Source organism: Streptomyces sp. NP-1717 (assembly GCF_022695985.1).
Classification (GTDB): Bacteria; Actinomycetota; Actinomycetes; order Streptomycetales; family Streptomycetaceae; genus Streptomyces.
On the sequence record NZ_JAAPBF010000222.1, the window covers coordinates 1 to 11,935 of the forward strand.

At 70.2% G+C, this 11,935-nt stretch carries 11 protein-coding genes, 1 tRNA gene and 1 pseudogene; 9 read left to right on the forward strand and 4 right to left on the reverse strand.

What is annotated here, in order from left to right; translation table 11 throughout:
* A pseudogene (locus GXP76_RS29570) lies at positions 1–931 on the reverse strand (hypothetical protein); the annotation flags it as partial.
* 5 nt (positions 932–936) lie between these two features.
* Positions 937–1,914 (reverse strand): SMI1/KNR4 family protein, encoded by a 978-nt coding sequence (locus GXP76_RS29575; protein ID WP_242574688.1) that lies wholly within the window; start codon positions 1,912–1,914, stop codon positions 937–939.
* A 441-nt stretch (positions 1,915–2,355) separates the two neighbouring features.
* Between GXP76_RS29575 and GXP76_RS29580 the strand changes: the two genes are divergently transcribed.
* Both GXP76_RS29580 and GXP76_RS29585 read left to right on the forward strand, forming a co-directional pair.
* Positions 2,356–2,817 carry a YwqJ-related putative deaminase gene (locus GXP76_RS29580; protein ID WP_242574698.1) on the forward strand — a complete coding sequence of 154 codons (462 nt, stop codon included), beginning with the start codon at positions 2,356–2,358 and terminating at the stop codon, positions 2,815–2,817.
* Between the two features lie 7 nt (positions 2,818–2,824).
* On the forward strand, positions 2,825–3,313 hold the full coding sequence (locus GXP76_RS29585; protein ID WP_242574689.1) for an SUKH-3 domain-containing protein: 489 nt from the start codon (positions 2,825–2,827) through the stop codon (positions 3,311–3,313).
* Between the two features lie 48 nt (positions 3,314–3,361).
* Here GXP76_RS29585 and GXP76_RS29590 read toward each other — a convergent pair whose 3' ends face one another.
* Entirely contained in the window at positions 3,362–4,699 is a 1,338-nt protein-coding gene (locus GXP76_RS29590; RefSeq protein WP_242574690.1) for a sensor histidine kinase, read from the reverse strand.
* A gap of 157 nt (positions 4,700–4,856) precedes the next feature.
* Between GXP76_RS29590 and GXP76_RS29595 the strand changes: the two genes are divergently transcribed.
* From GXP76_RS29595 to GXP76_RS29625, 7 genes are all read left to right on the forward strand, one after another.
* On the forward strand, positions 4,857–5,726 hold the full coding sequence (locus tag GXP76_RS29595) for a hypothetical protein (RefSeq protein ID WP_242574691.1): 870 nt from the start codon (positions 4,857–4,859) through the stop codon (positions 5,724–5,726).
* A gap of 11 nt (positions 5,727–5,737) precedes the next feature.
* A tRNA-Gln gene (locus tag GXP76_RS29600) sits at positions 5,738–5,811 on the forward strand.
* A gap of 115 nt (positions 5,812–5,926) precedes the next feature.
* A complete protein-coding gene (gene glmU, locus GXP76_RS29605; protein ID WP_242574692.1) occupies positions 5,927–7,375 on the forward strand; it encodes a bifunctional UDP-N-acetylglucosamine diphosphorylase/glucosamine-1-phosphate N-acetyltransferase GlmU in 1,449 nt (482 codons plus the stop codon).
* Positions 7,376–7,485: 110 nt separating this feature from the next.
* The gene (locus GXP76_RS29610) at positions 7,486–8,463 is read left to right on the forward strand and encodes a ribose-phosphate diphosphokinase (RefSeq protein ID WP_242574693.1); all 978 of its coding nucleotides are present in this window, start codon (positions 7,486–7,488) and stop codon (positions 8,461–8,463) included.
* 213 nt (positions 8,464–8,676) lie between these two features.
* Complete coding sequence (locus GXP76_RS29615) at positions 8,677–9,267, forward strand: 50S ribosomal protein L25/general stress protein Ctc (RefSeq protein ID WP_242574694.1); 591 nt, start codon at positions 8,677–8,679, stop codon at positions 9,265–9,267.
* Positions 9,268–9,397: 130 nt separating this feature from the next.
* Positions 9,398–9,994, forward strand: a complete 597-nt coding sequence (pth, locus tag GXP76_RS29620; RefSeq protein WP_242574695.1) for an aminoacyl-tRNA hydrolase — start codon at positions 9,398–9,400, stop codon at positions 9,992–9,994.
* 65 nt (positions 9,995–10,059) lie between these two features.
* Complete coding sequence (locus GXP76_RS29625; protein WP_242574696.1) at positions 10,060–10,530, forward strand: hypothetical protein; 471 nt, start codon at positions 10,060–10,062, stop codon at positions 10,528–10,530.
* 83 nt (positions 10,531–10,613) lie between these two features.
* Here the strand turns inward: GXP76_RS29625 and GXP76_RS29630 are convergent.
* A partial coding sequence (locus tag GXP76_RS29630) for a phosphoenolpyruvate carboxylase (RefSeq protein WP_242574697.1) occupies positions 10,614–11,935 on the reverse strand: 1,322 nt, incomplete at its 5' end.

An 11,935-nucleotide genomic window follows, 5' to 3' on the forward strand; every position in this document is an offset into this window, starting at 1 on the left:
CTGCGCCACGCGCACCGGGCGGCGGCGCCGTCGCCTTGCTCGTCGCGGCGTCGGCGATGTCGCCCGGACCGGACCCGGGACCGGCCGCACCGGGCCCGCCCTGATCGGACGCCACCGCACCGAGACCCGGGGCCACCGTCGTACGCGGCAGATGACTGCCACCGGACATCAGCGCCGTCGGCGCCTCGGCGGCCACACCGGGCAGCGGCGTGTCGTCGTCGTCCGCGCCCGAAAGGGGCGGGGCGAAGACCGTCGCCGGAAGCCCCACCGACACATCCTCACCGGCGGCGTTGGTGTCCGTACCGGCCCAGGGCGTCGCCCCGGCCTGCGGCGCGGCGCCGGACCCCGCAGGCCCGTGGTCCCCGCTGCGGTCGGCGTCGGGCCACGGCGAACTGCTGCTCTGCGACGCCGAGACCGGCGCCGCGGGCGTGGACCGCCCGTACCCGCCGTCACCGGAGGAACCCGCGCCCGCACCGGAGTTCGCGCCCGTGCCCGCGGACGAGCCCGGGCCCGCACCCCCGGACGAGGACGAGGGCGACGAGGCCGAGGGCGACCCCGGAACACCCATCCTGTCCGCCGCGTCCTGCAACCACTCCGGCGGCGTCAGCAGGAACGACGTCTGATTCAGATCGATCCGCTGCGGCGCGCGCGCCGGCTCGGGGGCCTGCGCCTGCGACCCGTACTCCTCCTCGTACCGCCGGATCACCTCACCCACCGGCAGCCCCGGCCACAGCGTCGCCTCACCGCTGTCCCTCGCGATCACCAGCCGCTGGAGCCCGCCGTCCGACCTCGGACCGTCCGCGCGGTCCTCCGCCCACACCACGAACCCCAGCTCGAACTCCCGCACCCGCACCTCGCGGTGCTGATACGCGGGCACATCGCCGTTGACCCACTCGTCCGCGCGTTCCTGCGCCTGAGCGAATGTCACCATCGCGCTCACCCCTCCACCGGGACGGCGCGGGCGAAGCCGCCGTCCACCATCAGGTTCGCCACCGTGTCCAGCTCCGGCGGATTGCCCGCCAGCCGCGTGAGGAAGGCGTCGAAGTCCTCACCACAGGGCAGCAGCAGGCGCTCCACCCGCTCCTGCACACTCCAGCCGTCCCGGTCACGTGCGTCGTCGTACGCGCAGAACCACACCGAACCGGCCGAATCGCCCCGCACCTTGACCGCGAGGATGCCGCCCTGGACGAACGCCACGCCCAGATAGTCCTTGGTCAGATGGTCCCGCAGACACTTGTTCACGTACAACAGGTCGTTGACCGCCGCCTCTTCACGCACCGTGAAGAACGGCTGGTCCACCAGCAGCCCCAGCTCCGCGTCCAGCGCCGCTCCCACCGGGGCGCAGCCGCCCGCCGCCTTGAGGAAGGTGCGGTACGCGCCGGGCAGCCGGTAACCGAGGTCCTCCTCCACACCGAGCAACTGCTGCTCGCTCACCGACACCGAACTCTTCGGCAGCCCGAAGTGCACCGGCCGCGTCTCCTGAAGAGGACGCGTCCCGCGCTTGCCGTGATCCACCGGCGTCGTCGCCAGCCCGCCGTGATGGCGCAGCAGCGCCTTCACCTCCACCGGCACCAGCAGCAGTCGGCGCGATCCGGGCGCGTGGTGCCAGGTCCAGCCGTGCGGAGTCGCCACGGCGGGGATCGTGTCCCACAGTTCATGGCCGTCGGCGTGCAGCGCGGCGTTGGCCGACACGTAGTCCGTGAGCCGCAACTCGTCGACGCCGAAACCCTCGGGGGGCTCGGCGATCTCGGCGGCCGCGCGCGCGTACGGCGAGAAGTCCGGGAAGCCGCTGCCGTCCACCGGCACACCCCTGGGGTGGCGGGAGGCCCGGACGGGGTCCGGGAAATGCACGACCTGCCCGGCGTAGGCCGCGTTCGGTGGCGCGGCTTGCTGCCCGAGCCGACCTGTCGTCATGGCGGATGCCCCCTGCTGGCTTCTGACTGGTTCGGCACAGCCTATGCGGTGGAGCAAGAGGGGACGCGGCCCCTCCGTTCCGTCGCCGGCGCTCACCGCGGCACTCGTTCGGGTGTCGGTGACAACCGGTCACCGCAGGTCACGCAGCGGCGACGCCACGCCCCGAACCCGCCCCGGCTTCCCCACGACGTGTCACATTTGGCAGGCTGTCCCCCGCAACTCGGGGGATTGCGTGGGGATTGCGTAGGGAGGGACAACGCTTTGCACACAGCACAACAGGACACATCGGGAGATCCACGCCTCGGTTCACCGAGCCGTCCGGCAGCCGCGTCGGGGCACCTCGTCACGGACATCGCCGGAGCCGGCCGGACCGGGACCACCGCCGGAACCCCGGACGGGACCACCGGGACCACGGCCGGCGAGACCTCCGGAGACCCGCGCCTGAGCTGGAGCAGCACCGAACCGCACCGCCCGCCCGTACTGCGGCAGCGCCGCGACGGAATCCTGCCCGCCGTCGCCGCCGCGCTCTCCGTGCGTGGCGAAAATCTCACCTGCACCGCCGGCAAGGCCGACCAGCCGCCCGCCCTGCATCCCCTCGTACAGGACTTCCTGGACACCCTCACCAGTGGCCAGCGTGAACGATTCACCGGCCGCTGCCCCGAAGCCATCCTGCTCTCCCGGCACCTCACCGCCGTCGAGGGCGCCCGCTCCAAACGCGCCCAGCGCAAACCCCTCACCCAGGGCGAAGCACGCCGCTCCCTCAAGCACGCCAAACTCACCGCACGCCGTATCCGCGAGGACGGCGACCCGCTCCACGGCAGCTACGCGCCGCCCTGCCGCTCCTGTACGGCCATGCTCGCCCAGTTCGGCGTACGCCCCGTCGACCCGACGCAGAACGGCTGACCACCCCGTGCCCGACCTCACCACCACCCGCTTCCCCGTCGCCGTCGACGTCGCCCTGCGCGAAGCCGGCTGGCAGCCGGGCCGCTGGGACATGCGGCAGGCCGAGGAGTGGGCGGACGCGCTGCGCGCCCACGTCACCCCGGCCGGGCACATGCACGCCGTGTTCGCGGCCGTCGTCGAGATCTGGGCGGAGTTCGGCGGACTGACCGTGACCGGGCCCGGACCGGGGCGCCAGATCGCCCCCACGACCGCACGGTTCGACCCGCTGGCAGGCATCCACCTCGCCCGCACCCTCGGAGACCTCGGGCGCTCCCTGGACACCGAGATCAGCCCCATCGGCGAGGAGGGCGACGGCCAGGCCGTACTCGCCGTCGACGCCTCCGGACGCGTCTACTCCATCGACCACACCGGCGACTGGTTCCTCGGCCCGCACATCGACCACGCGCTCGCGGCGCTGGTGACCGGAGCGCAGCCGCAGCGGCTCACCTCTGACTGAGAACCCGGACCGGAAAAGAAGCAGCACCCGGAAACCGGGGCAACGCCCCTACGCGGCGTCCCGGTAGGGCAGCACCGCCGACACCCGGAAACCCCCCGCGTCCGTCTCCCCCGACACGAACACCCCACCCAGCGCCAGCACCCGCTCCCGCATCCCCACCAGCCCGTTCCCACCGCTGGGCAGCCCCGCGTCCGCCGCGCCGTACGACGGACCGTTCTCCACCTGCATCGCGATCTCGGCCTCCCGGTGCGCCAGCCGCACCATCACCTTCGACCCCGCCGCGTGCTTGTGCACGTTCGTCAACGCCTCCTGCACCACCCGGTACGCCGTCTGCTCCACCTCCGGCGCGTACGCCCGCGTCACCCCCTGCACCGCGAGCTCCACCACCATCCCCGCGTCCCGCGACTGACCCACCAACGCCTCGATGTCGCCCATACCGGGGCCGTCGCCCGCCGCCGCCGCGGCAGCCGCCGCCGCGGCGACACCCACCGACGCCAGCGGCACCGTCGAACGGTCCGCGCCCGACCCAGCGTCCGCCACCTTCCGCGCCGCCTGCTGCTCCCCCGCGCGCAGAACCCCCAGCATCTCCCGCAGCTCCGTCAGCGCCTGCCGCCCCATGTCCCCCACCAGCGCGGCGTTCTTCACGGCCTTCGGCGGATCCTTCAACGCCACCGCCTGCAGCGCGGCGGCGTGCACCACCATCAGGCTCACCCGGTGCGCCACCACGTCGTGCATCTCACGCGCGATACGCGTCCGCTCCTCCGTACGGGCCCACTCCGCCCGCTGCTCGGCCCGGTCGGCCAGCAGCGACAGCTCCTGCTCCAGACTGTCCGCCCGCTCCCGCAGGCTCTCCATCAGCCGGCGCCTGGCCCCCACGTAGAGCCCGAGGAGCACGGGCGGCAACGACATGCTCAGCGCCATGAAGACGGCGATCAGCGGGATGTACCAGCGGGCGGAGTCGATGTCCACGCCACTGACGTCCTGCCGCGTCCGTACGAAGACGACGATGAGCGTCCCCACGAGCGACATACCGGCGAGCGCGCCGATGATGCGGCGGGGCGCGTCGGAGGCGGCGAGCGTGTAGAGCCCGACGATCGCGAGCAGCACGCCCATCTCGGCCGGCGTGACGGCGACGGAGACCAGCACGACGGTCATGGGCCACCGCCGCCGCAACAGCAGCACGGACCCGACCAGCACGCCGAAAACGACCCCCAGGGCCACCGGCAGCTGAGCACTGCCCGCGAACCGGATCCCCTCGAACGCACACTCCAGGGCGGACACGACGGCCAGCCCCACATCCAGCACGACGCTGCGCCGCCGTGTCCACCACCAGAAGCCGCGAGTGGTCAAGCCCTCGGCCTCCTCGTGTGCCCCCGTTGTGGTCATACCTCCCAGCCTACGGGCGCCCGCGACCCAATTTCCGGCGAGTGCTGTCAGCACGCGAACGGGCCCCGCACAAGGGGAACGGGCGTCGACCACACGATCCGGCGAACCGACCACACATTCGAGCCGGACGTCCGCATTCCGGACGATGATCTCCTGCATGACAGCACAGAACGGCAAATACGCGGACTTCGAGACCCTCAGGGAGCAGGCGGTGGCACTGCGCCGGGAAGGCTTGAGCCTGCGGCAGATCCGCGACCGCCTGAAGATCTTCAACAACGAGATCCTCAGCCGCCTGGTCCGGGGCGAGCCGCCTCCGGAGTGGACGAAGCGCCCCAACGCGAAGGACGATCTGCGGGCGAAGGCGCGGGAGCTACGGCTCCGGGGGCTCACGTACGACCAGATCGAACTGGAGCTGGGGTGCTCGAAGAGTTCGATCTCCCTGTGGGTACGGGATCTACCGAAGCCGCCGCGGCGCACGCGCGAGGACGCGTCGGCGATCGCCAGACGCGGGTGGGAGGCGACGCTCAAGCGTCGCGAACAGGAGCGCCAGGAGACGAAACGCAGGGCCACCGAGAGCATCGGCACGATGTCCGACCGCGAGCTGTTTCTGCTGGGAGTCGGCCTGTACTGGGCCGAGGGAAGTAAGTCGAAGCCGCACAATCCCCAGGAGCGCCTTTCCTTCATCAACAGCGACCCGCACATGATCAGAGTCTTCCTCGCATGGCTGGACCTCCTGGGCGTCGGCAAGGACCGATTGCGGTACCACGTGCACATCCACGAGACCGCCAACACGGCAAGCGCCGAGCACTTCTGGGCGGAAATCGCAGGTATCGCCCCGTCCCGTCTCGGCAAGACAGCCATCAAGAAGCACAACCCGAAGACGAACCGTAAGAACGTCGGCGAGGACTACCACGGATGCCTGAACGTCCGCGTGCTCCAGAGCGCGGACCTATACCGTCGCGTCGAGGGGTGGTGGTGCGGCATAGTGGGGGCTGCACTTTCGTCCGATCAAGAAAAACGGACATAGGCGGCAAACCATCCCGGGTCGTCTAAAGGCAGGACAAATGGTTTTGGTCCATTGAATGAGGGTTCGATTCCTTCCCCGGGAGCCAGCGAGTTCGGGTCCTGACCTCTTCGGTCAGGACCCGCCTTCGTTTCCGTCCCGAAACCCCCCGGTATCCTGCGGATGTCCGCCACGCCAAGCATCCGAAGCCGAAGGGCATTCCCGTGAGCGCCAATCGCCCGGCCGCCGTCGTCGTCCTCGCAGCGGGTGAGGGCACCCGCATGAAGTCGAAGACACCCAAGGTCCTGCACGAGATCTGCGGGCGCTCGCTCGTGGGTCATGTCGTCTCCGCCGCGCGTGAGCTGGAGCCGGAGCATCTCGTCGTCGTCGTCGGGCACGCGCGGGAGTCGGTGGAGGGGCATCTGGCCGCCTCGTACGACGGGGTGCGGACCGCGTACCAGGCCGAGCAGAACGGCACCGGGCACGCCGTCCGGATGGCCGTCGAGGAGCTGGGGCAGGCCCCCGAGGGCACCGTCGTCGTCGTGTGCGGCGACACCCCGCTGCTGTCCGGCCCGACGCTCGCCGCGCTCGCCGCGCAGCACGAGAAGGACGGCAACGCCGTCACCGTGCTGACCGCCGAGGTGCCGGACGCGACCGGTTACGGGCGGATCGTGCGCGACGAGGCCAGCGGCGCGGTCGTCGGGATCGTGGAGCACAAGGACGCGACAGACGAGCAGCGCGCGGTGCGGGAGATCAACTCGGGGGTGTTCGCCTTCGACGGGCGGCTGCTCGCGGACGCGCTCGGCAAGATCCGTACGGACAACAGCCAGGGCGAGGAGTACCTGACCGACGTCCTCGGCATCCTGCGGTCGGCGGGGCACCGCGTGGGCGCCTCGGTGGCGGGTGATCACCGGGAGATCCTGGGCATCAACAACCGCGTGCAACTGGCGGCGGCGCGCGCTCTGTTGAACGAGCGGCTGCTGGAGCGGGCGATGACGGCCGGCGTGACCGTGGTCGACCCGGGGTCGGTGCTGATCGATGTGACGGTGACGTACGAGCCGGACTCGATCGTGCACCCGGGTACGCAGCTGCTGGGCGCCACCCATCTGTCGGAGGGCGCGGAGGTGGGCCCCAACTCGCGGCTGACGGACACGAAGGTGGGCGTGGGCGCCCGGGTGGACAACACGGTGGCCGTCGACGCGGAGGTGGGCGAGTCGGCTTCGGTGGGCCCGTTCGCGTATCTGCGTCCGGGTACCAGGCTCGGTGTGAAGTCGAAGGCCGGGACGTTCGTGGAGATGAAGAAGGCGACGATCGGGGCCGGTTCGAAGGTGCCGCACCTGAGTTATGTGGGTGACGCGACGATCGGTGAGCAGACGAATATCGGTGCGGCGAGCGTGTTCGTGAACTACGACGGCGAATCGAAGCATCACACGACCATCGGCTCACACTGCAAGACGGGCTCGGACAACATGTTTGTGGCGCCTGTCACTATCGGGGACGGTGCTTACACCGCTGCCGGGTCGGTCATCACGAAGGACGTTCCGTCGGGTTCGCTGGCCGTCGCGCGGGGCCAGCAAAGGAATATCGAGGGTTGGGTGGCGCGTAAGCGGCCGGGAAGCGCAGCCGCGCAGGCCGCCGCCGCCGCGGCCGAGGAGCTCGCGGTCGAAAGCTGACCGGAAACAGGCGCCTCGTGCAGCGCGTACCGTGATAGGTGCTCACGTTCGGCTGGCTCGCAGGGACGCGCGGGTGCAGCGGCAATCAACACGTCTGAGGAGACTGTGCTGTGACCGGGATCAAGACGACCGGCGAGAAGAAGCTGATGCTCTTTTCCGGCCGCGCCCACCCCGAGCTGGCCGAGGCTGTCGCCCATACGCTGGGTGTCGGAATAGTGCCGACCAAGGTGTTCGATTTCGCCAACGGTGAGATCTACGTGCGTTATCAGGAGTCGGCTCGCGGTGCGGACTGTTTTCTGATCCAGAGCCACACGGCTCCGATCAATAAGTGGATCATGGAGCAGTTGATCATGATCGATGCTCTCAAGCGGGCCTCGGCCCGGAGCATCACGGTGATCGTCCCCTTCTACGGATACGCCCGGCAGGACAAGAAGCACCGCGGACGGGAGCCGATCTCGGCTCGTATGGTGGCGGACCTGATGAAGACGGCGGGCGCGCACCGCATTCTGACCGTGGATCTCCACACGGACCAGATCCAGGGCTTCTTCGACGGTCCGGTGGACCATCTGTTCGCGCTGCCGATCCTGGCGGACTACGTGGCGACGAAGGTCGACCGGTCGAAGCTGACGGTGGTCTCGCCGGACGCCGGCCGGGTACGGGTGGCGGACCGCTGGTGCGACCGGCTGGACGCGCCGCTGGCGATCGTGCACAAGCGCCGTGACAAGGACGTCGCGAACGAGGTGACGGTCCATGAGGTCGTGGGCAATGTCGAGGGCCGGGTCTGTGTCCTGGTGGACGACATGATCGACACGGGTGGCACGATCTGCGCCGCCGCGGACGCGCTGTTCGCGCACGGTGCCGCGGATGTCATCGTGACGGCGACGCACGGTGTGCTGTCGGGTCCGGCCGGGGACCGGCTGAAGAACTCGAAGGTCAGCGAGTTCGTCTTCACGGACACGCTGCCGGATCCGGGCAATCTGGAGATGGACAAGATCACGGTGCTGTCGATCGCGCCCACGATCGCGCGTGCGGTGCGCGAGGTGTTCGAGGACGGCTCCGTGACCAGTCTCTTCGACGAGCAGGCGTAGCGGGAGCTCCCCGCGGGACCTCCCCGACGGGGTTCTGAAGATCGATTTCTGGGGCGGCCTCCCCGCCGGGTAGACTCGTGGAGTTGCTCGGCGAGGGAGGCCGCTTTCATTCGCGGCTGTCCGTTATCGACGCGCTCTTCGTAGCAGGCCTGTCGTGGCCGGGTGACCACCAGTCCCGTCGTCACCTATGTGTCATCTACGAGGAGTGCAGCCATGGCTGAGGTCAAGATCAGCGCTGAGGTCCGGTCCGAGTTCGGCAAGGGCGCGGCCCGCCGTACCCGCCGTGAGAACAAGGTTCCGGCGGTCGTCTACGGTCACGGCGCCGACCCCGTTCACATCTCCCTGCCGGGTCACGACCTGATGATGGCGCTCAAGACGGCCAACGCCCTCCTGAGCATCGACATCGAGGGCCGCAAGGAGCTCGTGATCCCCAAGGCCGTCCAGCGTGACGCGCTCAAGGGCTTCATCAAGCACGTCGACCTGCTCGCGGTGAAGCGTGGCGAGAAGGTCGCGGTCGAGGTCGCGGTGCACACCGAGGGCGAGCTGGCCCCGGGTCCGTTCCTGCTGGAGAACGTGCTCAGCACCCTGACCGTCGAGGCCGAGGCCACGCACATCCCCGAGTCCGTCACTGTCTCGGTCGAGGGCCTGGAGGCCGGTGCCTCCATCGTCGCGAAGGACGTCACGCTGCCCGAGGGCACGACGCTGGTGACCGACGAGGACGCGGTCGTCATCCAGGTCCTGGCCGCGCAGGCCGAGGAGCCGGCGGCCGAGGACGCCGCCGACGAGGCCGCCGCCGAGGTCTGAGCCTCCGCGGGGGCCTGAACCGGTGGATCGAGCGATCCGCCGGTTGCTTGAGAAACGCTTTGCCCGACGGGGTGGCGGGCCGGTGCCCGCCGCCCCGTTCTTCTTTTCGTCCTGAGGAGACGCAGCGCAGATGACGACCGATGTCACCGCCCCGTGGCTGATCGTGGGCCTGGGCAATCCCGGCCCGGGTTACGCGGCCAACCGTCACAACGTGGGTTTCATGGTGGCCGATCTCCTCGCGGACCGGATCGGCGGTTCGTTCAAGCGCGCGCAGAAGGCACAGGCGCAGGTGCTGGAGGGCCGGGTGGGGCCGATGGGTCCGGGCAGCCGGCGGGTGGTGCTGGCGAAGCCGCTGTCGTTCATGAACCTGTCGGGGGGGCCGGTCGCCGGGCTGCGGGACTTCTACAAGGTGCCGACGGCCAACATCGTGGCGATCCACGACGAGTTGGACATCGACTACGGCGCTCTGCGGCTGAAGCTGGGCGGCGGGGACAACGGTCACAACGGTCTGAAGTCGATGACGAAGTCCATGGGCCCCGACTATCACCGGGTCCGCTTCGGGATCGGCCGGCCGCCGGGGCGGATGCAGGTGGCCGACTTCGTACTGAAGGACTTCTCGTCCGTGGAGCGCAAGGAGTTGGACTTCCTGGTGGACCGGGCGGCCGACGCCGTCGAGTGTCTGGTGACGGAGGGGCTTGAACGCGCGCAGAGCGCGTACAACTCCTGACAACAACGGCCATTTTTCGGCCACAAGTTGACCGACCGCGTCCGGATGGCCAAGGATCGCGGTCCATGAAGCCGAGCTCCTCCCAACTCGCCCTGTCGGTGGGCCGCCGCGTCGCGATGGCGTGCGTCGCCGGGCTGCTGCTCGTCGCGGGTTTCTGGACGTCGTGGGACACGGCGCAGCACGTGCTGCTCTCCAAGGGCCGCGAGCACGGCACGCTGTCGGTCACCGAGTGCGGCGACGCGACCTGTACGGGGACGTACGACCCGGAGGGCCCGCCGCCACCGCGTGCGGGCGCGCCGATAGAGCGGTCGGTGGCGGTGAAGAAGGGCCGGGAGTACGAGGTGGTGCTGAAGCCCGGCACCGAGGAGCTGGTCCGCGCGGGCTCGTCCGGCGTACTGCTGGCGTGGGTACCGCTGGGCGGCGCACTGCTGCTGGCGGCGCCGGTGGTCGGCGGCGGGATGCGGCTGACGCGTACGGGGTGGGGTACGGCGCTGGCGGGCGCGCTGCTCCTGGCGGCGGCGTTCTTCGCCCTCTGACCCGGGCGCCCTGCGACACGGGGCACGAAAGCGCCGGACGAGCCGCGATCGGCCCGTCCGGCGCTCAGGGGTCCCGAATCCGCTCAGCCGGTGTTGCGCAGTCCCGCCGCCACCCCGTTGACCGTCAGCAGCAGTGCCCGTGAGAGCAGCGGGTCGGGCGCCTCCTCGCGGGCCGCGGCCGCGCGCTGGCGCGCGAGGAGCGAGACCTGGAGGTAGGAGATCGGGTCGAGGTAGGCGTCGCGGATGGCGAACGTCTGCCGCAGCACCGGGTTGGAGCCCAGCAGCTTCTCGTTGCCGGTGATCCGCAGGACTTCCCGCACCGTGAGCGCGTGCTCCTCCTCGATGGCGGTGAAGACGTGCTTCAGGTGGTCGGGCACCAGGGTGTCGACGTAGTGCCTGGCGATCCGCAGGTCGGTCTTGGCGAGGGTCATCTCGACGTTGGAGAGGAAGTTCTGGAAGAAGTGCCAGTGTTCGTGCATCTCGTCCAGGACCGGGTCGAGGCCCGATTCGCGCAGCGCCTTGAGGCCGGAGCCGACCCCGTACCAGCCGGGCACGATCTGCCGCGACTGTGTCCAGCCGAAGACCCACGGGATGGCGCGCAGCCCGTCGAGTCCGGCGCCGGAGTCCGGGCGCCGGGAGGGGCGGGAGCCGAGGTGCAGGTCGGCGAGCTGGTCGACGGGGGTCGCGGCGAAGAAGTACGCGGGCAGGTCGGGGTCCTCGACGAGCGTGCGGTACGCGCCGTGGGCCGCGTCGGAGACGGTGTCCATGGCGGCGTCCCAGCGCGCCAGCGCTTCGTCGGACTGGCGGGGCGCGGTGTGCAGCGCGGACGCCTGGAGGGTGGCGGCGACGGTCAGTTCCAGGTTCTCCCTGGCGAGGGCCGGGATCAGGTACTTGTCGGAGATGACCTCGCCCTGCTCGGTCACCTTGATCTCGCCCTCCAGGGTGCCCCAGGGCTGCGCGAGGATCGCGTCGTGCGAGGGGCCGCCGCCGCGGCCGACGGTGCCGCCGCGGCCGTGGAAGAGGCGCAGCCGTACTCCGTAGCGGTGGGCGACGTCGCGCAGCCGGCGCTGGGCGCGGTGGATCTCCCACTGGCTGGTGGTGATGCCGCCGAACTTGGAGGAGTCGGAGTAGCCGAGCATGACCTCCTGGACGTCGCCGCGCAGTGAGACGAGCCGCCGGTAGGAGGGGTCGGCGAGCATCTCGTCGAGGATGATGTCGGCGGCGCGCAGTTCGTCGGTGGTCTCCAGGAGCGGCACGATGCCGATCTTGGCCCAGCCGGAGTGCAGGTCGAGCAGTCCGGCCTCGCGGGCGAGGACGGCGGCGGCGAAGACGTCGTCGGCGCCCTGGCACATCGAGATGATGTAGGACTCGATGACTTCGGGGCCGAAGCGTTCGAATGCCTGCT